Annotated in this window: 27 protein-coding genes; 23 read left to right on the top strand and 4 right to left on the bottom strand. The window is 49.8% G+C overall.

Features of this window, described 5'->3' with window-relative positions; translation table 11 throughout:
- The first annotated feature begins 61 nt into the window (after nt 1-61).
- Both NP77_RS21065 and NP77_RS21060 read left to right on the top strand, forming a co-directional pair.
- On the top strand, nt 62-619 hold the full coding sequence (locus NP77_RS21065; RefSeq protein ID WP_039661573.1) for a hypothetical protein: 558 nt from the start codon (nt 62-64) through the stop codon (nt 617-619).
- An 806-nt stretch (nt 620-1425) separates the two neighbouring features.
- On the top strand, nt 1426-2076 hold the full coding sequence (locus NP77_RS21060) for a hypothetical protein (protein ID WP_039661571.1): 651 nt from the start codon (nt 1426-1428) through the stop codon (nt 2074-2076).
- A gap of 412 nt (nt 2077-2488) precedes the next feature.
- Here NP77_RS21060 and NP77_RS21055 read toward each other — a convergent pair whose 3' ends face one another.
- Nucleotides 2489-3052, bottom strand: coding sequence for a mobilome CxxCx(11)CxxC protein (locus NP77_RS21055; protein ID WP_039661569.1), 564 nt, complete (start codon nt 3050-3052; stop codon nt 2489-2491).
- Between the two features lie 592 nt (nt 3053-3644).
- Between NP77_RS21055 and NP77_RS21050 the strand changes: the two genes are divergently transcribed.
- On the top strand, nt 3645-4673 hold the full coding sequence (locus NP77_RS21050) for a P63C domain-containing protein (RefSeq protein WP_039661567.1): 1029 nt from the start codon (nt 3645-3647) through the stop codon (nt 4671-4673).
- Between the two features lie 167 nt (nt 4674-4840).
- On the opposite strand, the gene NP77_RS21045 is transcribed toward NP77_RS21050, so the two are convergent.
- The gene (locus tag NP77_RS21045) at nt 4841-5263 is read right to left on the bottom strand and encodes a hypothetical protein (protein WP_072040383.1); all 423 of its coding nucleotides are present in this window, start codon (nt 5261-5263) and stop codon (nt 4841-4843) included.
- A 913-nt stretch (nt 5264-6176) separates the two neighbouring features.
- Between NP77_RS21045 and NP77_RS21040 the strand changes: the two genes are divergently transcribed.
- The 8 genes from NP77_RS21040 to NP77_RS23575 all read left to right on the top strand — a co-directional run bounded on the left by NP77_RS21040 (nt 6177) and on the right by NP77_RS23575 (nt 14141).
- Nucleotides 6177-7364, top strand: coding sequence for an efflux RND transporter periplasmic adaptor subunit (locus NP77_RS21040; RefSeq protein ID WP_052250684.1), 1188 nt, complete (start codon nt 6177-6179; stop codon nt 7362-7364).
- Nucleotides 7361-9307, top strand: coding sequence for a MacB family efflux pump subunit (locus NP77_RS21035; RefSeq protein WP_039661565.1), 1947 nt, complete (start codon nt 7361-7363; stop codon nt 9305-9307). The genes NP77_RS21040 and NP77_RS21035 overlap by 4 nt, the downstream gene beginning before the upstream one ends.
- Nucleotides 9308-9310: 3 nt before the next feature.
- Nucleotides 9311-10654, top strand: coding sequence for a TolC family protein (locus NP77_RS21030; protein WP_039661562.1), 1344 nt, complete (start codon nt 9311-9313; stop codon nt 10652-10654).
- Between the two features lie 494 nt (nt 10655-11148).
- Entirely contained in the window at nt 11149-11745 is a 597-nt protein-coding gene (locus NP77_RS21025; RefSeq protein WP_039661560.1) for a LuxR C-terminal-related transcriptional regulator, read from the top strand.
- 356 nt (nt 11746-12101) lie between these two features.
- Nucleotides 12102-12803, top strand: a complete 702-nt coding sequence (locus NP77_RS21015; protein WP_039661557.1) for an antitermination protein — start codon at nt 12102-12104, stop codon at nt 12801-12803.
- A gap of 218 nt (nt 12804-13021) precedes the next feature.
- On the top strand, nt 13022-13243 hold the full coding sequence (locus NP77_RS21010; RefSeq protein ID WP_039661556.1) for a phage holin: 222 nt from the start codon (nt 13022-13024) through the stop codon (nt 13241-13243).
- Nucleotides 13244-13246: 3 nt separating this feature from the next.
- Nucleotides 13247-13759, top strand: coding sequence for a lysozyme (locus NP77_RS21005; RefSeq protein ID WP_039661553.1), 513 nt, complete (start codon nt 13247-13249; stop codon nt 13757-13759).
- Nucleotides 13740-14141 carry a hypothetical protein gene (locus NP77_RS23575; RefSeq protein WP_052250683.1) on the top strand — a complete coding sequence of 134 codons (402 nt, stop codon included), beginning with the start codon at nt 13740-13742 and terminating at the stop codon, nt 14139-14141. Before NP77_RS21005 ends, NP77_RS23575 begins: the two co-directional genes overlap by 20 nt.
- Nucleotides 14142-14193: 52 nt before the next feature.
- Here NP77_RS23575 and NP77_RS23570 read toward each other — a convergent pair whose 3' ends face one another.
- Nucleotides 14194-14331, bottom strand: a complete 138-nt coding sequence (locus NP77_RS23570; protein WP_156137317.1) for a hypothetical protein — start codon at nt 14329-14331, stop codon at nt 14194-14196.
- A gap of 41 nt (nt 14332-14372) precedes the next feature.
- On the opposite strand from NP77_RS23570, the gene NP77_RS20995 reads away from it, so the two are divergent.
- The 4 genes from NP77_RS20995 (at nt 14373) to NP77_RS20985 (ending at nt 15619) form a co-directional block, all read left to right on the top strand.
- Nucleotides 14373-14756: a hypothetical protein gene (locus tag NP77_RS20995; RefSeq protein ID WP_156137316.1), complete on the top strand. Its 384-nt coding sequence runs from the start codon at nt 14373-14375 to the stop codon at nt 14754-14756.
- 91 nt (nt 14757-14847) lie between these two features.
- The gene (locus NP77_RS23565; RefSeq protein ID WP_072040391.1) at nt 14848-14961 is read left to right on the top strand and encodes a lysis system i-spanin subunit Rz; all 114 of its coding nucleotides are present in this window, start codon (nt 14848-14850) and stop codon (nt 14959-14961) included.
- A 76-nt stretch (nt 14962-15037) separates the two neighbouring features.
- A complete protein-coding gene (locus NP77_RS20990) occupies nt 15038-15400 on the top strand; it encodes a hypothetical protein (protein ID WP_039661549.1) in 363 nt (120 codons plus the stop codon).
- Between the two features lie 33 nt (nt 15401-15433).
- Nucleotides 15434-15619: a hypothetical protein gene (locus tag NP77_RS20985; protein WP_039661547.1), complete on the top strand. Its 186-nt coding sequence runs from the start codon at nt 15434-15436 to the stop codon at nt 15617-15619.
- On the opposite strand, the gene NP77_RS23140 is transcribed toward NP77_RS20985, so the two are convergent.
- Entirely contained in the window at nt 15585-16031 is a 447-nt protein-coding gene (locus NP77_RS23140; protein WP_072040381.1) for a hypothetical protein, read from the bottom strand. The genes NP77_RS20985 and NP77_RS23140 overlap by 35 nt on opposite strands.
- Nucleotides 16032-16051: 20 nt before the next feature.
- Here NP77_RS23140 and NP77_RS20980 point away from each other — a divergent pair, with 20 nt between their 5' ends.
- The 8 genes from NP77_RS20980 (at nt 16052) to NP77_RS20945 (ending at nt 23384) form a co-directional block, all read left to right on the top strand.
- Nucleotides 16052-16624 (top strand): terminase small subunit, encoded by a 573-nt coding sequence (locus NP77_RS20980; protein WP_039661545.1) that lies wholly within the window; start codon nt 16052-16054, stop codon nt 16622-16624.
- Nucleotides 16611-18083: a phage DNA Packaging protein gene (locus NP77_RS20975; RefSeq protein WP_039661542.1), complete on the top strand. Its 1473-nt coding sequence runs from the start codon at nt 16611-16613 to the stop codon at nt 18081-18083. Before NP77_RS20980 ends, NP77_RS20975 begins: the two co-directional genes overlap by 14 nt.
- 12 nt (nt 18084-18095) lie before the next feature.
- Nucleotides 18096-19499 (top strand): DUF4055 domain-containing protein, encoded by a 1404-nt coding sequence (locus NP77_RS20970; protein ID WP_231572355.1) that lies wholly within the window; start codon nt 18096-18098, stop codon nt 19497-19499.
- Between the two features lie 104 nt (nt 19500-19603).
- Nucleotides 19604-20356: a DUF6651 domain-containing protein gene (locus NP77_RS20965; RefSeq protein ID WP_039661854.1), complete on the top strand. Its 753-nt coding sequence runs from the start codon at nt 19604-19606 to the stop codon at nt 20354-20356.
- A gap of 13 nt (nt 20357-20369) precedes the next feature.
- Nucleotides 20370-21506, top strand: coding sequence for a P22 phage major capsid protein family protein (locus tag NP77_RS20960; protein ID WP_039661541.1), 1137 nt, complete (start codon nt 20370-20372; stop codon nt 21504-21506).
- A 31-nt stretch (nt 21507-21537) separates the two neighbouring features.
- Nucleotides 21538-21930, top strand: coding sequence for a hypothetical protein (locus tag NP77_RS20955; RefSeq protein ID WP_039661540.1), 393 nt, complete (start codon nt 21538-21540; stop codon nt 21928-21930).
- A 1-nt stretch (nt 21931) separates the two neighbouring features.
- Nucleotides 21932-22573, top strand: a complete 642-nt coding sequence (locus NP77_RS20950) for a hypothetical protein (protein ID WP_039661539.1) — start codon at nt 21932-21934, stop codon at nt 22571-22573.
- 1 nt (nt 22574) lies between these two features.
- Nucleotides 22575-23384, top strand: a complete 810-nt coding sequence (locus NP77_RS20945) for a hypothetical protein (protein ID WP_039661538.1) — start codon at nt 22575-22577, stop codon at nt 23382-23384.
- Nucleotides 23385-23447 lie beyond the last annotated feature (63 nt).

The following is a 23447-nucleotide window of genomic DNA, read 5'->3' as shown; positions in this document are numbered from 1 at the left end:
CTTACAAATCCCATTGTGACGCCGGGCGCCGCAAGCTAAAGAATGATATAAGGAGTTAGAAGTGGCAACAGTACAAATTAAGTGGGACTGGCTGCACTGGAACTGCCGTCAGACATGGGGAAAGGATGTCCTGCCTGAATTGCAAAGCAGAGGGGTAAAGCCGCAGGATCTTAAACGCTGCGTTTATGTCATCAGGCTTAATGGGCTGTTCGCCATTCAGTACCCGCGCGGCATTTCACCCACCGTTTATATTGGCGAAGGAAATTTTGAACAACGCATTACTCAGCATAAGAACTGGCTTATGGATCTCGCGGAACTCCAAGGCGAGCATGAATTTCTCATCGGCTATTGCTTCCCTCGGGCAAGAAATGCTTCAAAGGTTTACTCCGAATTTGAAGCAATGCTTATTCATGAGTTTCGAGACACTTACGGCGCAGCCCCACTGCGGAATAAACAAATGGAGTTTCAGAGGTCAAATCATGTGTTTGAGCCAATAGACGAAATTCGCAGCGCGATTATGAATCGTCGGGGTGGGCGGTTTCACTGGGCGGTACAGCCAATGAAAAGTTCGCCTATGTATGACGTTTTTCAGCAAACAATGGAGCTGCCCACCTCTTAAATACCTGACAGAGAGCCGGTGGATAGCACACAGCGGACAAGAATAGGCTCCGTAAGGCTTTTATTCTTATGCCCTTTGTTATGTAAAGTTCTCTTAGCCTTATGCGGCGTCACATGAGGCTAACTTGATGAATGTAGTTTTCTCCACTTTCTCTAAAAGACTCTCATTCATCCCAGCAATCCATCAACGCTACGCCTCCAGCAACTAATCAATCACGTTAGAAATGTCTGCCGAGTAACAATAATACCCTTTGGTGCCTGATGGTGAGTGGCAAATCATGCATTTGGGCAGGCTCACCGGTGAACCAGTGCGTCAGTCCGACTACGCTAACCTTCAAGCCGCTAAGCTCGGTCAAACCGGCAGGGTATGCGTTTCGGGCCTGCGGCTGGGGTCTGATGGCAACTGCCTGGTTAGCTGTTAATGTCCGCTATGAGCGAAAAGCGGAAGTTTTGACTGCATACTTATATCGAGGTACTTTAACTTGCAGAAAGCAGGTCACTTCAGCTGGCTTAAGAGATAAGGATAAATTTCACCTGATGACTGATAATTTTCGCCCAAAGTGGGAATGAGGATGGGGTACATCAGGCTTGAATGAGTCAGTGAGCAATAAGAGTAAGTTCGGCAGACTTACTGACAGTGAGGTGGCTTGAATCTTGTGGAGCATGTCAATCCTTATGTACTTAGGGCAAGAAATCCGATTATATATGCATTGTTTTTTTCTAAGCTAAGACAGATATTTTTGAAAACGATCAATTTCCCATCTTGATTGGTCCCACAGCGTTTTTGACTCAAATTAAGGAAAGTCTATGAGTTCAAGCCCATTTGCAGTCGTTGAGTCGCGTTGGTGGTCGCATGGAAATCACAGCGTGCGAGCCTTATTTGAGGCTGTAGTTGCTATTCATTACAGTAATCCATCAGCCTATTACTATGATATGTTCACGAATAGATCATCTCTATCGACAGTCCTCAATATGCGCGGCGTGGATAAATCTACTGAAGTGGTTTATTTGGCAACACATGGAGATGCTAAAAATATTGGCCCTAACACAAAGAATGCCATTAGCCGGACAGAGGTAAGGAATATTCTCATCAATGCTAATGCCGGTTCCCAGTTGAAGGGACTATTTCTTGGTACATGTCTTACCGGTAATGCTCAAGTAGCCAAATTTTTATTAATAACAGGCAGTAATGGTCAAAAAACCCATCTGGAATGGGTTGCTGGCTATCGTGAAAGCGTAGACTGGGTAGATGGTAGTGCTATAGATATGATTTTCTTTTCTAAGCTTGCCGAGTTGTATGTCAAAAACCTCAGGAAAAGAAAAGGTAAAAAATCACCGCGACTGATGGCACACGAAGCTGCTAGCGCATTACTTAAGCTGGTTCCGGGCGCACATTCAACATATGGATTTAACATCTACTTCCGTGAAGGAAATGAACTCACTAGCATGTTTTCGTAGTAAAATTTACAATTTTACTTTATAAATCATAGAGTGGAATGTTAGAAGTATCTTGAATTGAAAGAATAGATCCGCTTCTGGTCTGAAGAGTGCACACTTTTGGCGTCGAGGAGCTAATTAAACTAGAAGCGAATCTATAGTTTTAACCGATACGGCTTCGCATAAAACAATGCAATGACAATATATCTTTTAGAGTTCTGGAAATTTTACTTTCCGCAAACTGGACATTTTTTTTGAGCCGAACTCCCCGATGGAGCTACAAACAGTCCCTTTTGTATCGTACCATGGGGGCCTGCATGAAAACCTTCACATGTGACTTGGCACTTTTTATTGATTATGTGTTCCAAGATTTTGTTTTTATCTCCTAATGATAAATTTTCATACCACAAATCAAAAGTTTTGATACATGACATTAAACTACTCCTTTTGGTGTATTGCCGCATACTTGACATGAACCTTTTTTAAAACTAAAGGGAGATGCATTGCAAAATGAACATACTGTATCTGAACGGCCGGGGAAAAGCTTTTTCAGCGAGTAAATGTAAGCGCGTTTTCTTTTCTTATCTGACGTATCACTTATATTCTCCTGATCTGTTGAGTCCATTTTAGCAATGTACTTATAGAACCATTCAAGTTCTAAGTCATTTTTATGTAATAAATCTAAAGCATCGCTACTTACATCAATGTTCATTCGACGACCGATTAGGCAACTCTCCCGCTTTTGATCGATTTTGAAAATCAAAGAAAATATTGAAAGTGAAACAAGAATGGCAGACAAAATTACTGAAACGATGTTCATCCAGGATTCAAGAGATGTCCCTTTGGCCAAGAATGCTGCTGCAGAAAAAAGCACAGGAACTAATAATGTCAAACAGGTTATGGTAATAGATAGATAACCAATACTTTTTAACTTATCCGTATAAAGATACTCTGCTACTAAAGCATCTGTTCTTATTTGTAAAATCCGCTGATTCATTCAGCAACTCCTTTGCTTGATAGTGTCTTAAAGTTAACTATTACGAGTTAGGTTTAGAGTAGGTGTGGTCATTAGTGTTCTAAAATCAACTATTTCATGATGTTTGTCCAGAACTTGTTTTTAAAATCCCTTCAATCATCTTATTAGGATCACCTTCACCGCAATTTAAAAATGTTGTTGATTAATGCGCATCTGGCAATCAACATAGCGAAAATATTATCTTCAGGTACTCTTTAGCGTCCAGGAGACACTTTCGGTGTTGCTTAGTTCAGCCAGTTCAGCAATCAGTTAGCTGGCACGGCTCCCGCTCTTTCAAAACGCTGAATCGCCACGGGAACGGGGTCATTCCAGTCAACAAAGTCTGCTTTTGGCACGAAGCGGACTGGCACTCTTGCTTCTGAACACGTGCAAACGGTGGAAGCTAAAACTTTCACAGTTCAAAGAGAAGGAGCTTACTCAGCCATAATTATCGTCAGAGTTGCCATTTTGAACCCTCCATTTTGAGTGCCTTAGCAAGCATTTTTTAATTTTTGCTTGCTAAGGCATACGATGATGAAGACAATATCCTCATCACATCAGCGCGGAATTCAATATGACTATCAAAGACGAATCACCTCAGGCTAAAGGCGGAAAAGCCCGAGCGGAGAAAATGACGCCTGATGAGCGAAAAGCTGTCGCTCAAAATGCTGCCAATAAGCGTTGGGAAAAAATCAAAAATAATCTTCCATCCGCTCAGTTCGAAGGTGTACTAAAAATCAATGACACTGAATTGGAAGTGGCCGTTCTTAACAATGGCAAGCGCATCATCTCTCAGTCCTCCGTTTTCAAAGCTCTTGGCCGACCAAGTCGAGGTGTCAGAGCAACGATTGACGGCGAGATCAAACTGCCTGCTTTTATGGATGCTGCGAACCTACTTCCTTATCTTAATCATGACCTTATGGAGGCGATCAAACGCGAGCGTTTTACCGATAATTCAGGTACAACGCTTGAAGGATATGATGCTTCAATCTTGCCCTTAGTCTGTGATGTATATCTGAAAGCTCGTCAGGATGGTGCACTTAAAGCCAACCAGATGGATACTGCCCAAAAAGCTGAAATCCTGGTTCGCTCACTAGCCAAGGTCGGGATCATTGCCCTTGTCGATGAAGCTACGGGCTATCAGGAAATCCGTCCAAAAGATGCATTACAAGCTTATCTGGACAAAATCATTAGCAAAGAACTCGCTGCGTGGGCGAAAAAGTTCCCAGATGAATTTTATGAAAACATCTATAAGTTGAGAAACTGGCCATGGAGTGGCATGAGTAAAAACCGATTTAGTGTGGTTGCCCATTATACCCGGGACCTTGTTTATGAGCGTCTCGGCGACTCTATTCTTCAGGAGCTTGAGAAAAAAACGCCAAAACAATCCAATGGTCATCGAAAAAATAAAATGCATCAATGGCTTACTGATGATGTTGGAAATCCTATGTTATCACAGCATTTGCATTCTTTAATTATGATTCAGCGTTTGGCTATTGCGAACGGATATGGATGGAATCGTTTCATGAAAATGGTTGACCAGGTTATGCCGCGAAAGGGCGGCACATTTGAGCTTGAACTAAACGATACATCCCGAGAATAAGTATTTATTAATAATACCGAATTTATCTGAGACGTTAATCAATACGTCATACCCGATATTCTATGTGTAATTAAATAGCCCCCTGAAAACCTCCCCCAACCGGGCGGGGAGTGGGTCAATAATGCCTCAAATGAAGTGCACAAAGCGGAACTTCTACGCTTCTGTTTTCAGAGTGCCGATACTATGGCTCGAGCGCTTCCTTTCAAAAAGCCGCAAAAGCCTGCTCCCATACCAAGCCCGAAAATTGCGAGTGCTGCCAGGGCTGATCCTGCACCTGCAGCGGCTGCCGTTTTCGGTATGGAAAGCTCTTTACGTTTAAGCGAGACCATCTTCTGATAGGGGATGAATTGCGAAGTGCTTGTGATGATACCCTGAGGGGTTGTGCGCTGAACCGTTACCCTTTCATGAGTGCCATCCTGTAGCGTATAAATTACCACATCGCCCCGGTAAAGAAATGCATCAGATTTATAGTAAGTATAATGTTCACCCAGTTTCTCCTGATGCAGTTGTACGGTTTTGCAGGAAGTACAGCCAGACATAGTGACTGTCGACGCAATTATTAATCCGGCAAGCCAGTTTGAGTATTTCATTTCAGTTATCGCCAAATGTGTAGGAATATAAGAACAGCCCTGTCACGGCAGCGGCTGCTATTCATTTATCAAATTCTGCCATTTACGAGCACGATGGTACCGCCTGGCTATATCGGTTTTCTGAGTAAATGAAGCCGGTGCATTGCATATTCATCTTTATGAAGGGGAAGGGGCGTGGCGGTCCTGACAGCCGTACCTGTCGGCACATGGATTGCTCAGCATCGCGCATGGCGCGAAACTTTGTTGCGATTCCTGCAATCGTTGCTGTTACGGTTATCAGCATCGGCATGTTGACTCCGCATTAACCTCGTCCACAGGGCAACAACGCTGAGCATGAGTTTATTGCCTTCAGGGACATTACCGTTCTGCTGATGATGAGTAACAGACAGGATTGTTACAAAGTTCGCCGTCACGTTATAAGGACATATGACGGGTATTAAGGGGCAAGTCTTGTTCCTCTTATTACAGGCTCACTGAGGCATAAAACTGTTGGGGATTAAAACCTCCGGCAAAGTGTATCAGGAAGAAGGAATACTTCACTGTGGTGGCTGAGTTGGAATATGCCATACCTGAAGGGTTCATAGGGGAGCATGGACTTAATGCTGCCATTGTCCGCTTTTAGCTAAAAGCGGGCAGGATAATGAGTGTCATTCAATGCTGGAACTTTCAGCTAACACAAAATTCCCACTCGCAGCATCTGCCTCAGAGATGTTTCATAAACCTGAATATAGTGCTGGTTCTGCGCTTCTGCACCCGGCAGTACGGCTGACAGGAGATGTTAGAGCCTTTTGTTCATATGCGTGTCACCCAAATTATCGCTATAAATTTTAACGTATTTCAGAATACTGAATGCTCTCCACTAGATAATGATGAATGAGATCACGGTTCATTATCATTATGGAAAGTCTGCTCAATGTCTTCGAAATCCCTGCGACCTCACGGCATCATCTTTTCTGCGGTGCTACTCATCGTTTTTGTTATTGCGATACTCTTTTTTCGGCGTAATCCGCCGGCTCCTGAGTATGTTACGGCCACTGTGCATAGAGGTAATATTGAAAATTCAGTACTGGCTACCGGGCAGATTGATGCCATCAGACGCGTGAATGTCGGAGCTCAGGTATCAGGCCAGGTTAAGTCACTTAATGTGAAGCAGGGTGATTTCGTCCTTAAAGGACAGTTGATTGCCAGCATTGACGATGTTCAGCAGCGTAATGATTTGCGTAACGCCGAAGCTGCGCTTAACGAGGAAAAGGCCGCTCTGCAGGCTAAGCAGGCTCAACTCAAACGTGACGAACTGCGTTTTAAACGGCAGAAGCAAATGTTGAGAGAAGGTGCCAGTTCTCATGAAGAGTTTGAATCTGCTGAAGCGACGCTTACCACCACCCGCGCGGAGCTACTCTCTCTGAATGCCCGTCTCTTGAAAGCGCAGATTGATGTGGAGAGCAAAAAGGTCAACCTAGGTCACACCAGTGTTGTCGCGCCGATGAATGGCACGGTTATCGCGGTAGTAACACTGCAGGGACAGACGGTTAACTCCAGTCAGAGTGCACCTACTATTATTAAACTGGCACAGCTGGACGTCATGACGGTCAAAGCGAAGATCTCTGAGACGGATATCACCGGGGTCGCTCCCGGACAAAAAGCGATTATCACCACTTTCTCAGAGCCCGGAAAGCAGTATGACGCTACGCTACGAACCATTGAGCTGGCACCAGAAACGCTGATAAAAGACGACTCGCCTGCCGGCAGCAATTCCTCCTCAGGCTCTGGCTCCAGTAATGCTTCCGTTTACTACAACGCACTGCTTGACGTGCCCAATCCCGATAACCGGCTGCGTATTGCAATGAACGCACAGGTATCGCTGCTGATCGCCGAAGCTAAAAATACGCTGCTGGTGCCAATACAGGCTGTGCACTCTATAGATGAAAATAAACATCAAGTGCAGGTATTGACCGCGGACCACAAGCTGGAAAACCGAGTAGTTAAAACCGGAATAACGAACAGAGTGGAAGTTCAAATCCTTGAGGGGTTAAATGTCGGGGACGTTGTGGTGCTGTCGCAACCCGGAGATAACGCGTCCGGAGAGGAGCCAGCACTATGAGAAATATCATTGAGCTGAAGAATATCAGTCGGACCTACAGCACCAGTGGTCAGGTATTGTCGGCCCTGAAAGCGGTGAATCTGAACATCGCAGCAGGCGAGATGGTGGCGATAATCGGTGCGTCAGGATCTGGTAAATCGACACTGTTGAATATAATGGGGTGTCTTGATGTGCCCGACAGCGGAGATTATTTCATCAACGGGCAAAATGTCGCCCGGTTGACTCCGGATGAGCTCGCAAAAGTCCGGAGGGAGCACATCGGTTTTATTTTCCAGCGCTACCATCTGATGCCGGATCTGAGTGCACTGGACAATGTTGAAATCCCCGCGATTTATGCCAGTAGCCGGCGTGACCAGCGCCGGCTACTGGCAGCTACACTGCTGGAGAAACTGGGACTGAAAGGCCGTGAGCACCATAAGCCCGGCGAACTATCAGGTGGTCAGCAGCAGCGCGTAAGTATCGCCCGTGCGCTGATAAATGGCGGTGAGGTCATTCTTGCCGATGAACCTACAGGGGCACTCGATTCCCGGTCCGGACAGGAAGTAATGGCTATCCTGACCGAGTTAAATCAACTCGGCCATACCGTAGTAATCGTTACCCACGACCTTAAAGTGGCGCAGCATGCCCGACGCATTATTGAACTGAGTGATGGAAAAGTTATTGCCGACAGCGGCAGCCGCATAATTACCACCGAAACGCTACCGTCCCCGCCCGCTATTGAAACCCGACCAGGCAGCTGGAATAACCTGCTCGACCGAACGCTGGAATCGATACGTATGGCACTTAAAGCGATGAACGGACATCGTTTACGCACGACATTAACCATGACAGGCATTATTTTTGGCATCGCTGCCGTGGTGTCGGTAGTAGCGCTTGGCGAAGGCGCGAAGCAGAAGACGCTGGATGAAATTAAGGACCTTGGGACTAATGTAGTAAATATTTATTCCGGGCGCGGTCTCTTCGACGACAATATTGAAAGTAGTCATACTTTGGTTCTGGCAGACGCTGATGCGCTGATGAAACAGGGGTTTATCGATAGCGTGAGTCCCGAGATCGCTGTTTCAGATAACATCCGTTTTCTCGGCAAATCTGCAACCGCTTCAGTCAAAGGAGTCGGACGCGATTATTTCCACGTAAATGGTATTCAGATTTTGCAGGGTGCAACTTTCACAGACGATCGTAACGCTCTGCAGGAAGTTATCATCGATGAGAATGCCCGCAGGGCGTTATTTGATGAGCAAGGTTTACAGGCGCTGGGACAGATTGTCTTCCTCGGCTCCGTACCTGCGAGAGTGGTAGGCATAGCTCAAAGCAACAACTGGGGCTATGACCCGAATAGTATTACTGTGTGGATGCCCTACAGTACGGTGATGTACCGCATGGCAGGCAAAACGGTCCTTGACAGCATCAGAGTCCGCCTGATGGATGATGTGGCAAACGAGGCGGCGGTCAGTTCGATCGCCGAGCTATTGACTCAACGCCATGGCGTAAAAGACTTCCAGATCTTTAACTCTGAGCAGTTCAAAAAATCTATCGAAAACACTTCGAAGATTTTCAGCATTTTGATTCTGATGGTTGCCTGTATTTCACTGTTGACCGGCAGTATCGGTGTGATGAATATCATGTTGGTTTCTGTTACCGAGCGAACCCATGAAATTGGCGTGCGCATGGCGGTGGGAGCGCGTCGTAACGATATCCTGCAGCAGTTTATGATTGAGGCCTTACTGGTGTGCCTGGTTGGTGGTGCTCTGGGTATTGCGCTGTCGTATTTAGCTGACCCGCTGTTAACCTTGCTGGCAGGCGAAATGTATACCGCTATTTATTCATGGCAGGCCGCTGCCGCTGCATTTTTATGTTCAACATTAATCGGCATGGTTTTTGGTTACCTTCCTGCCCGCAAGGCGGCAAGGATGAATCCGGTCGCTTCACTGGCCAGCCAGTAACTGATGAAAATTATATCTTCTCTGGCTTTGTGTCTTGCTGTTGCACTCACTACCAGTTGCACGCATAAGCTGAAAAGTGAGTATCACCCGCCCGTGGTGGAATATCCCGCCAGTTGGTTCAATGGTGATTTCACAGGAGACCCGGCACCTTTTGACTGGAGAGCGTTTAACGATCCCCAACTGGATAGCTGGCTGCGTCAGGTCATGGCAAGCAATACCAATGTGGCTTCAGCCATACTGCAACTCTACCGGATCAGGCTTGAGGAGAGGAGGGATAACATCGCCAGCGCTCCGGGGCTGACAGGTACACTGAGCATGAGCGGCAAACAACTGAATGTGATAAAAAACATTACTGCCAGCCTCAGTACCAGTTATGAACTGGATCTCTGGGGAAAAATCGCCCGTCATCGTGATATTGCTGCGTGGGCCACTCAGGCTACAGAGGATGATTTACGTCTTGCACGCTTAACACTGCTCTCAGAAGCCAGTAATAACTACTGGCGTATCGGTTTTATCAACCAGCGGATAACGGCCCTTCAGCAAAGCATCAGCAATGCAAAAGAGACGTTACGACTGGCGAAAGTCCGCTACCGTGCGGGAAGTGTTTCATCACTGGATGTGCTGAGTGCCCGACAGAGTCTGCTGGGGCAGGAAAACCAACTCACCGGTCTGCAACATGAGCGTATGCAGGCACTTAATAAGCAGGCGGTATTGCTCAGTACTGCACCGGGCCGCCCGATGGTTGAACCGGCGTCGTTGCCGAAAGGGCCAATGCCGCAGGTTAAAGCGAATATTCCGGCCAGCGTGTTAAGGCATCGCCCCGATATCAGCGCGCAAGAATGGAAGCTGCGTCAGGCGCTCGCGACCGTTGACATAAAGCGCACCGAATATTACCCCACATTAAATCTGACCAGTTCGCTTGCTACCTACAGCGGTTCGTTACTTGCACTTCTCCAAAATCCTGCAGCCAGCCTGACGCTGCCGTTTCTGGAGTGGCGACAGCGGGGCGTGGAGGTGAAGATAGCCCGCAAAGAGTACGAGCAACGACTGCTGGAATTCAAACAGTCGCTCTATAAAGCGATGAGCAGTATTGAAGACGAACTCTCCCGGCGTAATCAGCTTCTCGCCCAGGAGACCAGGCTCCGGGAAAAACTTGCGCTGGCCCGGCAATCAGAACGGCTAAACGAAGTGCGTTACCGTCAGGGTGCTGTGCCTGTTTCGGACTGGCTTGATGCACAGGGCGTCCGACGCGAGGCTGAGTCAGCACTGGATGAAAATCGCTATGATCAGTTCAAAAATCTTGCAAAAATCTATGTAGAATTTGGCGGCTCGTCGACTTTTCCCTGAATCTCACCTTATCAAATTGCGCCTGAAATCCTCCCCGCCCTCAGAGACGGGGCTTTACGGCGCACAGGATAAGTTAAATTAATTGAATTTCCCTTTTTATGTTTCTTGAATTGGCGATATAAGGTTCCGGGCATATATACCTATGCATTCAGTTAATTAAATTTATCACTTGTCTCTGTGATGTTTTATCTGAATTAAGTGGGGTAGATTAGTCTGATTGAAAACAGAATACCCCTGCTTTATTGCCGGCTTCCTGACTTTTATTTCAGTTAGGAATGGGTGCTAACCAGAGTCTGAAAGTTAGTCCTAATAATAGTCTTATTTAAATATTAAACCATCAAATTCATAGTGTTGTCGGTGATCGCTCAGGTTACATTTCTGTTCAGCCAAACGATTGCATTGAATGTCTTTCCGGATGTTAGTAGTAATAATACACGTTACAGAAAGCGGGTTTTGTTACCATTGGCCTGAGCTGCAAGAGACGGAAGCAGGATATGAAAAGCAAAGATTGCCGGGTTGTCGTCATCGGAGACAATAATATTTTACATTATGGTTTGTTCAGTCTTATCGACACCGAATGCAGCAAAAGACATTTATCTGTATTATCGTGCAAAGATTTTCAGCAATTTCGAATACATACACCAAACAGATATTCTGGATACTTTCATCTCGCCGTTCTGTGTCTGGGATGTGATGATTTTTTTCCGTGCTGGTTCAGCTCATTTCTCACGTTACTTCGAAAGACCAATGGCAATGTCCTGGTCTTTACCGACAGCCATGTTGTGCTGAACAGCCGGAAAATGAGCCTTCTGAAACGTGTGTGTGATGTGGAATATGTCGTGAATGTATCAATGCCAGTCACCTACATCTCTTTCGTCCTTGAGCACTATCTGAACAGGAAGCGATCCCTGAATGAAATCTGTAAAATTTCACAAAGGGAACTCGCCGTTATTGATGGCTTTCTAAACGGTGTTGATGCCGGTGATCACTCTTCAAAGCTGGGGATTGAAACCAGAACGCTTTATCAGCACCGGAAAAACTGCGCCAACAAACTTGGCGTGAGAAATCTCAAAGATTTACTCAGGCTTTGATCACCGGGGGAAGTCACGTGCCCGTCATTAATATTCATAAAATCGACTGGTTCCGGATACTCACAGACCTGAGCCGTTTTGGTTACTCTCTGCAGGACATCGCGGATGAACTGGATGTGGTGGCCTCCACACTTATCGGGTGGAAGAAAGGGGCCAGCCCCCGACATCACACCGGTGAAGCGCTCATTGAATTGTGGTGTCGTGTGACAGAGAAGGGCAGGCATGAACTGCCAAAGGAAAAATTTATTCAGAAATTCATTTTTCACTCTGCAGAACGATTCTGCCGTAATTCAGAAAAATGAATCTTAACCTACTCATAGTGCCGGTAACTTTCTTACTGGCACAGAGTCACTACGATGAAACTTGAAAATGTTGTTAAGTATCACAGCCCACGCTCCGTTTCGCCCTTCATCCGTCAGACCTCCCGTTCGCCTAATGCCATGACCGGCAGCGATGTAATGGCCGCGCTGGGTATGATGCAGAAGCGTGCCGCCCTCGGTTATTCCGCCTTCTTCGGCAAAATGCAGCTCAGTCACCATGACAAAGGTCGTGCCGTACGCTTGTTGGCTAAAACCGGTCTGAGGGTGTCTTCACGTTATCCGGCCCTCACAAAACTGCCAGAAGAAGAGCGCATGGCCGTCATCACGGTCATCGCAGGCTACGCCTTTCTCGATTATGCGCGCAGCCCGGATACCGAAGCGCCATGTCATGCATGTAACGGCACAGGCCTGCGGAACGGAAAGTGCTGCAGCAAATGTGGCGGGAAGGGAGTTGTGCGTGCGGCATGTAAAGACTGCAAAGGGCGCGGGGAATCCATTAACCGTGTGATGACACAATTCCAGGGGGTGCCTGTTTATCAGCCCTGTAAGCGGTGTTCCGGGCGAGGTTTTGAACGTATTCCTTCCTCCGTTGTGTTCAGGGCGATGTGTCAGGTCACGGACGCTATCACGCTGGATACATGGAACAAGAGTGTGAAGCAGTTGCTTGAGTTCCTTGTGGCTGAACTCCACCGGGAAGAGGCATGGGCGGAAAAACAGCTATTACGCATCACTAAATAGCGAGCGATAATTTACATAGCGATGTTATAGCGCGCTATTTACTTTTCCATTTTTTGTGTTATTTTGACTCCAACGATGGGTAAATGACCCTCGAGAGATTTTTATTCAGCCCTGTCATCTTTGTCAGGGCTTTTTTTATGGCCGGATGTGCCGTCACTGCACCCCGTCCACCCTCCAGCACAGGTTTCATTCCTCCATACTCTCCGCGGCAAACCAAGATGAGCAAATTCACAACCGGTGTTGCTTATACTGCATCAGCGGGATCTGTACTCCATGGTGTCCTTACCTACTTCAGTCCCGAAGAGTGGAGTGCTGTTGGCGTGCTGGTCGGTATCAGCATTGCGACCGTTACCTGCATGATCAACTGGTATTACAGGCGCAAAACAACACTGGCAGAGATCAGGGCGCTGCGCTGCACCTGCAGGGACGAGCCGCGCTGAATCATGGCTATCTCCGCTGCGCTGCGTAACAGACTTCTCGCTGCTGCCGGTACGGGTGCCCTGACTCTGGCGATTACGCTGCTGGGCGGACCGGATGGTCTGGAAGGTCGTCGTTATGTTCCGTATCTGGATGTGGCAGGCGTTCTCACGGTGTGTGATGGTCATACGGGAACAGATATCGTCAGAAACAAAACCTATACCGATCAGGAATGTGACACTCTGCTGCGTGCTGACCTTATACCCGTTCAGGAAAAAGTTGATAGTCTCGTTACCGTTTCTCTTAGTGAATACCGGCGGGCCGCGCTCTATAGCTTTGCCTATAACACCGGTACTGACGCTTTTTCCCGTTCTTCTCTTCTGAAAAAACTCAACGCAGGCGACACGAACGGTGCGTGTAATGAACTTCGCCGCTGGGTCTTTGCCGGGGGCAGGAAGTGGAAAGGGCTGATGGACCGCCGCGAAACTGAGCGTGCACTATGTCTGGCGGAGAACGGCGATGACCTTCAGCAGAATTAAGTGGGATGTCATCGTCATCCTGCTATTGCTTGTTCTGGCAACAGGGCTTGGTGTCACTGTGAAGCTTCAGTCCTCGTCAAATGCTCGTCTGAACGAGCAGAAAAATCAGTTACAGAGGGAAAAAGCCTCAGCGGAAGCTATCACGAATAACGTTCTCAAAACGACGAAACTCTTCAACGACATTGCCCGGGCAACCCAGAATGATAAACAGGCAAGCCATGCAGAAAGCGAAGGCAGGGTGGTTGTTATCCGAAAGCTGGTCAAAGGTAACAGCTGTGCCTCTGAGCCTGTTCCTCATCATGCTGCTGAGCAGCTGCGCGAGCACATCGACAAATTACGTTCAGGTTCCGCCAGTGCCAATACCGGCAAGTCTACTGGCTGAATGCGAAGTGCCGCCTATTCCAGAGCCGCTTACCTGGGGAGAGAGTCTGGAGTTAAATGAGCGACTGCTTAGCGTTGTTGAACAGTGTAACCGCGATAAGGCCGCCATCCGGCAAATCGAAAGGGAACGGCAAAAGTGAAGGTAATCCGGCTGTCATAAGGCAAAGCAGCGTGATCAGCACAAGGCTCATCGGGTATGCTCCTGATCCTGAGCTTTATGGATGAGGAGCACATGAAACGGTTAGTCAAAATTTTAGCCATCACAATTACAGTTCTGGCAGTGCTCGCACTGGCTGTGATGATTCTTTTAATAGTATCAATCAGGCCTTCAAAAGTTGATGCTGCCCAGGCTGAAGCGTGTCGGCACTATGATAATCAGACAATCATGGCTAAAGTGATTCGGGCTAAAACCGGAGTCCAGGCCGAGTGGAAAAATTTCTCTGACGTTCAGGACGCAGCTGAAAAGAACGGAATTCTAATCGACTATGACCAGATGACATTCGGGAACAATATCTGGTTGGTTCCTTTCACTCAGCGTAGCGGTCAGTCAGCAACCGACGAATACTTTGGCATGCTGGATTGCACCACAGACAGTGTTGAGCTCAGCAAAAAGTAATTTTTCACGACTAGCGTCGGCTGTAGCTCCACGTCACCTGTGCGAAGCAATGCGGCACCGGCACCGCCACTTCGTATGATGCGGCCAGCGCCTGATTACTAACGCCGCTCAGCGGGATTATTACACCCTCAGAGAGCAAATCGAAGTTGCCGGAAAGCAGATAGTCGCTTTGCAGCCGTACATCAGAGAGCAGTATTTGAAGTAGTGTGATTGCGAAAATTATTCAACTTTTGTGCTAATTCGCCGATACCATGTAAACAATTATTATGGAGGTGAATCGCATGCAGGGAGTTGTTGTAAGGACAAAAGGCGAACTTAAGCAGGCGAAAGAAAATAATATTGACCTGATTATTGTTGAAGGTGAGCTTGCCAAAAAAGTTATGAAAGGCAAAACGATAGCTCATGCTAGCGCCGCAACAATTGCTTTGGTGGGAGTATCAGTTGCAGCCATGCCTGCTACTGGAGGGCTATCATCTTTTGCTTTGATGCCGATTGCTGCAATGACGGGCATTGAGATTGCTGCATTAGCAGCAGTCTGTTTTTTAGGTGCAGGCTTTTTAATCGCTTTATTTAAAGACTATGAACAAATAGATTTTGATGCCAAAGCACTAACATTGAAGCTAAGACGCAAGCAAAAAAATTAAACCTCCGGATGGGGGTTTTTTATTGGAGCCAGTATGCCAGAAACCGACTGCATCACAGTCACCACCAAATCCGGTGAGACTCATGAGGGTCTGGTGAACCGTTCACAGCCTGAAGTGGTTAACGGCTTCATCGGCATCGCACGCGAAGATGTTGGCTGGGTATATCTGGCGCGTGATGACGTGCTCAAGATGGAGTACGTGCCAGAGCAAGCTGAATAAAGTCCCAACGATTAAGATAATTATCGTCGTCTGATTTAGATATTTTAAAGAGAGGCACCTGATGATGCCATGTCGATAAAGCATCTACGTCGCAGCTGGGAACAACATATACTACAGGGACGGAAGTATTGTTCATATCCTCAGACATATTACAGAAGACATAAAACAAGTCAGGTGACACTATTGGTCTGTGATTGCCAACAGTCCATTGCCTAGGGGAAGATCTAGCCCAAGAGCCTTTTACCTGAATGCTTATGCTTTTAGAACCGTCGATTGTCGCAATGATATCGACCCTGCTTGAACCGCTCGTTGTTAAAGCTGCGCTTATGCCAAGGCGAGAAAGCATATAGGCAACGTAATATTCTCCTGCATCACCGGCATTCTTGGCGGTGCGCTTAGTAACTTCTGACATATTCATTTCCTGGAATTAAAATGGCACTCACCGACAAACAAGAAATGTTCTGTCGCGAGTACCTCATCGATTTGAACGCCACGCAAGCGGCCATTAGGGCGGGGTACAGTGAAAAGACTGCAAACCGAACTGGATCTGAAAACCTGTCAAAACCTGATGTTGCGCAACGCATCATTGACCTTAAATCAGAGCGCAATGAAAGGGTAGAGGTAAATTCAGACTATGTGTTGCGCCGCCTGGTTGAAATTGACGAAATGGACGTGCTCGACATCTTAAGCGATGAAATGAGCATTAAGCCCGTGTCGCAGTGGCCAGCCTCATGGCGTCGCTACCTTAGCGGATTCGACCTTGCTGAGATGTTTGAAGGTCGCGGTGAAGATCGAGAGATGGTTGGCATCCTCAAGAAGATTAAGTGGCCTGACAAAGTCAGAAACCTCGAGCTGCTTGGCAAACACATTTCAGTGCAGGCCTTCCGCGAACAGGCTACGACTTCACTGACAGGGAAAGACGGCGGCCCGCTTGAGGTTGCGCTACTCACACGCGAGGAATACCGACAGGCTCGCCAGGAAATGCTGGAGGATGACGACTGCTGACTTTAAGAACGCTGCACGCCGTATAGAGTGTGAAGAGGACGGACTCTATTTCACCCGGTACTTCTTTAAGCAGCGCACCGGTAGCAGAATGATCGTCGCGCCTCATCATCAGGTGATACAGCGGACGCTGGACCGGGTTATTGATGGCGATATCCAGCGACTCATCATCAATGTTCCGCCTGGCTACACCAAGACGGAACTGGCCACCATCAACATGATGGGCCGCGGGCTGGCGCTGAACCGCCGCGCCCGCTTCATGCACCTGTCCTATTCCCACAATCTGGCATTACTGAATTCATCAACCACGCGCAGCATTGTAAAATCCTCAGCCTTTCAGGCCATGTGGCCAATGGCGCTGCGCGATGATGCCGACAGTAAAGCGATGTGGTGGACCGAATACGGCGGCGGGGTGTATGCCTCATCCGCTGCAGGGCAGGTTACCGGCTTTCGTGCCGGACACATGGAGCCGGGCTGGCAGGGAAGTCTTATAATTGATGATCCGGTTAAACCTGACGATGCCTACAGCGAAACGATACGCAAAGGTGTCAACACCCGCTTCAACGAAACCATTCGCTCCCGACTTGCCATTGAAACCACGCCCATCGTGGTCATCATGCAGCGCATTCACTACCACGACCTGAGCGGATACTTGCTGCGCGGTGGCAGTGGGGAACAGTGGCATCACCTTAACCTGCCGGTGCTGATTGATAACAGCGAACAGTATTCAGCGCTCTATCCGGAAAACTCGCACGCAATATCCATTGAACATGGTCTGCCCGACGGCTGGCTGTGGCCCTACAAGCACAACGAGTCGCATCGTGTTTCGCTGTTTTCACACCGGCGCACAACTGAAGCACAGTATATGCAGCGGCCCCGCCGGTTTAATGCCGACGGTGCACTCTGGACCGAAGCGATGGTGTCCGGTGCACGCGCGCTGGATATCACTCTGCAGCCGTCGCGGACGGTCGTCGCCATTGACCCGCAGGCGACCAACAGCGAAGAGAGTGATGAAACCGGTATTGTCGTGGCTAGCAGTTACGGGCGCGGTAATGACCGGCTGTTTTCTGCTGACGCAGATTACTCCGGTAAGTACTCGCCGAATGGCTGGGCGAAGCGCGCCATCAGAGCCTATGAAGAGCACCATGCTGAAGCCATTGTTATTGAAACTAACCAGGGAGGTGACATGGCGGAGGACACCCTGCGTAATGCCGGCTTCCGCGGTCGCATCATTCGTGTGCACGCCAGTAAAGGTAAGTTTGCCCGCGCAGAACCGATTTCAGCGCTGTATGAACAGGGGCGGGTGGCACATCGCGGAAATCTCTACCAGCTTGAGAACCAGCTGCTGGAATACGTACCTGCCAGCGCAAAAAAATCACCGGACCGCCTCGACGCTCTGGTCTGGGCCATAACCGAGCTGTTCCAGCCGAAAGGCACCACAGTCCGACCATTCACTGCCTGACAGAACATCTTTATGAGCAACGACGTCCGTAAGCGATCGCCGAAAATTGAGTCGATGGCCGGATGCTGGCCAATGATCACCGCACTGCTGGGCGGCACGTCAGTCATGCGGCAGGCGGGTAAAACGTACCTGCCTAAATGGCCCAATGAAGAAGAGGCGTTTTATAAAAACCGGCTGGCAACGGCCACGCTTTTCCCGGCCTTTTCCCGAACGGTCGAGGTGCTTAGCGGCAAACCCTTTTCCAGACCAGTGACATGGGATGAGAAAGACATCCCTGCACGTATTCTGAAAATGTTCGGAGATGTGGACCTGCAGGGTACCAATCTCCATTCATTCCTGGCTGACATCTTTGAAGAGGCTATGGCCTATGGTCTTTGCGGCATTCTGGTCGAGCATCCGCCAGCCGATCAACAACTTTCCCTGGCCGAAGAGCGTCAGCGCGGGCTGCGACCCTATTTCGTTAAGGTCAATGCTAACAGTCTGCTGGATTACGACTCTGAGCGTGTGAACGGGCAGGAAACGTTCACCATGCTGCGCTTTATTGAGACAGTCAGTGAGCGAGACCCCCTGAATGAATTCGTTGTGAAAAACATCGAACAGGTCAGGGTGCTGAATCCTGGCCGCTGGCGGATTTACCGCGAAAAGCTGAACGAAACCAGCGGCGTCCTTGAATGGCAGCTGCACGAAGAGGGCACCACCAGCCTGAACAAAATCACCTTTGTTCCGGTATATGGCGACAAGCGCGGGTTCATGAACGGCAGGGCCCCTCTGGCCGAGCTGGCCTGGCTTAACGTCGAACACTGGCAGTCGCGCAGCGACCAGCAGACCATTCTGCATGTCGCCCGCGTACCGGTTCTGTTTGGCAAAAAGCTGGGGGATGGCCCCATCTCGGTAGGTGCCGCGTCGGCCATCCTGTCGGAAGAAGATGAAGCAGACCTGCGTTACGTTGAGCACAGTGGTAAAGCCATCGAAGCCGGTCGTACAGACATCATCGATCTGGAAGAAAAAATGCGTCAAATCGGGGCGGAGCTGCTGGTAATTAAACCCGGCCACCGTACCGTAGTTCAGACACTGACCGACAATGAGGCGAGTACCAGTGCCCTGCAGCGTATGGTGTGCGACCTCACTGATGCTGCCCGTCTGGCACTGCAATATATGGCCGAATGGACAGGCGAAGCTGAGGGTGGTCACGTGATGATCTTTAGTGACTTCGGGGCCACCACGCTGGCTGAAGCATCAACTGACTTCCTCATCAGCATGTATGAAACGCGTGCGCTGTCTGACGAGACTCTTTTCAACGAGATACAGCGTCGCGGTCTCATTAACAGTGAACTCCGCTGGGCAGATGAGCAGTTGCGCATCCGCGCCATGCCTCCTCCCACTACAGAAAGGCCGGTGGCAACAATCCCGGATTAATTTTTTTCAGGCCCGTGCATACGCAGGGCCTTTTTTATTGCCAGCCGCTGCGGATGCAGCGCGGCGCCATGAGCCGGATGGCTCTTACCCGGTTGGATGACCTTATGAAACTGAAACTCGACGAGAACGGCCAGGTGGTCGTAAACGATGGCAAACCTGTATACGTGCAGGATGACGGCAAAGAATTTGCATTTGATGCCCCCGGCACACTGCAGGCCATTTCACGACTGAATGGCGAAGCGAAATCACACCGTGAGCGCGCAGAGAGCGCGGAAATGCTGCTTAAGACCTTCGAAGGAATTGATGATCCGGCTGCGGCGCTTACTGCGCTGGAAACCGTGAAGAACCTGGAAGACAAAACGCTGGTGGATGCCGGTGAAGTTGAAAAGGTTCGCACGGAAGCCGTGCGTGCCCTGGAAGAGAAATATGCGCCGATCGTGAAAGAGCGCGACGACCTGAGCCAGAAGCTTACGGCGGAGAAAATTGGCGGCAGCTTCGCCCGTTCAAAATTCATCGCCGAAAAGATGAGTATCCCCGCAGACCTTGTGGAAGCCCGCTTTGGCAGTAACTTCCAGGTGGTCGGTGACGCCGTCACAGCATTCGACCGTGAAGGCAACAAAATCTTCAGTGCGGTGAAACCCGGTGAATCTGCCGGCTTCGATGAAGCACTGAGCATTCTCGTTGAGCACTACCCATATAAAGACCAGATCCTCAAAGGCACCGGTGCATCAGGCGGCGGTTCAGGTGGCGGAAATGGCAACACAAAACCTAACACGCTTACCCGACAACAGTTCGAGTCACTCAGCCCTCAGGAGCAGAGTGACAGGGCACGGGCAGGGGTGCAGATCTCCGATTAACAGGAAACCCTGAATGGCTAACAACCTTAATCAACTCATTCCCGACCTGTATGAGTCACTGGACATCGTGTCCCGTGAACTGTGCGGCTTCATTCCATCCATTACGCTGGATGCCTCGGCTGAACGCGCAGCGCTGAATCAGCCCATTCGCATTCCTGTTACGCCTGCATCAGATGCTGAAGACGTCAAACCCGGTCAGCTCCCGCCTGATGACGGTGACCAGGACATTGGTAATGTGCCGCTGGCTATCACGAAATCCCGCATGGTGCCGTTCCGCTGGGAAGGTGAGCAACAGAAAGGCATCAAGTCGGGTCCGGGATACCGCGGCATTCGTCGCGACCAGGTGACCCAGGCAATGCGTACGCTGGTTAACGAAATCGAAGTCGACCTGGGGCAGCTGTTTCGCCGTGCCTCACGAGCTACAGGGGCAACGGATAAAGTACCGTTTGAACATACGCTTACGGACACTGCGCAGTTACGCAAAATCCTCACCGACAACGGCGCACCACTCAGCGATCTGCAGTGTGTCATTGACACAACTGCAGGCGCGGCACTGCGCACCATGGCGCAGCTGACCAAAGCAAACGAAGCCGGAACCACGGCACTTCGTGCGCAGGGCACACTGCTGGAACTGCACGGCTTTACTCTGCGAGAGTCAGCAGGGGTAGCGATGCATGCTTCAGACAGTGCAGCAGTCGAAAAGCTTACGCTTGAAAACGATCTGGTGCCGGGCGAAACCGTGCTGAGTATTAAAACGCCTCAAAAGGTAGCCAGTCCGGGAGATGTCCTCGTCGCTGGCAATCATAAATATCTCATTGAGAGTGTTCCGAGCGGTGGAGGCTTTACCATCCTCGCGCCGGGCCTGCGTGAGAAGCTTCAGAAAGGCAGTGAAGTTAAGATTATCAGCAAATTTACGGCTAACTTTGCCTTCAGCCGCTCAGCTGTCATTCTGGCCACCCGTGCCCCGGCGCTGCCTGAAGAAGGCGATATGGCGGATGACCGCATTATGATCACCGACCCGCGCACCAACATGTCTTTCGAGGTCTCCATGTACAAACAGTACCGCCGCGTGCGCTATGAAATCGCCGCAGCCTGGGGATGCCAGAACATCAAACCCGAACATACCGCGGTACTGATGGGGAAAATCTGAACCCGGAATAACACTCTCTATGGAGCTATCCATGCTGACCCCTCAACAGCTGGTCGATGCACGCCGCTTTATGGGCTACCCACTACTGGGTGACACGTCGCCTGATGACCGCTCCGATGCGGCCTATGCGCAGGTGACGTCTGGCCGGTACCAGACGCTGGCTCACCGGCTGACTACGCTGCGGGCTGAGGAGGAAGCTACTGTAGTGAGTTACCTCATTACTCTGGCTGGTCTTGAAATTGGCATTACCCACGCAGCCGAAAACCTCGACACAGATAAGGCGGCCGTGTGGCAGCGCAATCGCTCAGAGGTGTCAGACCGTACGCGTCTCTACAATCAGTGGCGGCGTCAGTTATGTGGACTGCTCGGCATTCCACCGGGACCGTCGCTGGGCAATGGCACATCGACTGTGACCCGGTGCTGACATGGACGCACATCAGCTGGCCGCAAAGGTCAGTCAGGGTAACGGAAAGGCCGCGAAACGCCTGGGAGTTATAGCGCGACATTACCGGGCAACATCACCTTTCAATCCGCTTGAAGCACAACCACTGCGGCAGATTTCTGCCTCCTTCGTTACCGATTATGGTTACATGCGGGCAGCCCGGTTCGGACAGGCCATCCGTATTGGCATCTTTGATGCTGAAGGGTTCGGGGCGGGCGATATGCTGGTGTCAGATGAGGGTACCTTTTATGTGGCTGCCATGCCGCTCTTACAGCCCATCCTCTGCGTCAGAGCTGAGCGGCTTGTCAGTATCCGGCGTACTGCTCAGGCGGGTAATGATGCCGGGCTTCAGGATTACGGTGGCACCACTGTAGCAAATGAGAGGCTCATCATGTCCGGCTGGCCAGCGAGTGTTCTGCTGAATCGTGGCGGTGAGCACAGCCCGCTGAAGTTACCGGGCGAGACCCGAAGTGCATGGCATAACATTCTGCTGCCCGCGTTCAGTGGCGTATCTCTTCATGCTGGGGATTTCATAACAGATGAGGCCGGGCATCGTTTTGTTATCAGCGGCACGGAGCTGACTGAAATGGGCTGGAGGCTGACGGCACTTCAGGTGACGGTATAACATGGCCAGCCTCGATGATGTCGCACGTTTTCTGGCCAGGCGGGTCGCTGAGGTGGTGTATCCTGGCGGCAGCCGGTTACCCGGTATCGTCAATGCAGCAGTGAAAATCTACCCCGGCTGGCCCGTGCCTGGCGACCTACAGCAGGATATCGATAACGGCGGTGTGCACATCTCCGTCTGGCCACTACCGGCAGAGCGTAAAATCAACACTGCGCTCGGGAGGCTCTGTCGCGTCATCGCGAAAGGTAAACCTACTCTGCAGTTTACAGTGAACGGCAGCAGCATCAGTGTTGCCGGTATGGCTTCTGCCCTGACTAATGTGCAGGTAAGTCTTAATGGAAAAGCGTTTACCTTCCATTTCCCGAAGGGCACCACCACGGAACAGGCAATTTCTGAGCTTTCTGCAGCACTCCCAAAGTCATTCACTGTGCTCAGCAGTGTCTGCATCCTGATGGCGGAACGTCTCAGTGTTTCCGTCACAACCGCGGGCACAGCTGTAAAAGAGCTGCGCAGGCAGATAAAAGATTTCCAGATTACTGTCTGGGCACCCGCGCCCGGCCTCAGAGAGCGCATTGGCAGTGCCATTGATGCCGCGCTCTCTGAGCAGTGTCACATTGACCTGAACGATGGCGCACCCGCACAGCTTCTCTATGCCCGGCAATTCGATTCAGACAGGTCAGAAAACTGGCATGTCTACCGGCGGGACCTGATTTTCAGTGTTAACTACGCTACCACGCAGGTTATCAGCGCACCTGAAGTTATCAGCACTGCTGTCAACCTGAACGGCAGCCACCTTCATCAGAGAAACTGACGGGCGCGGTCATACCCCGCCTGCTGGCTGTTCCGTTCTGCTCACCACATCCTCAGGGAGTTA

This window comes from Pantoea sp. MBLJ3 (assembly GCF_000816655.1).
Lineage (GTDB): Bacteria > Pseudomonadota > Gammaproteobacteria > Enterobacterales > Enterobacteriaceae > Pantoea > Pantoea eucalypti.
Note: the sequence above shows the minus strand (reverse complement) of the source record. Positions and strands in the feature narration are given on the sequence as shown.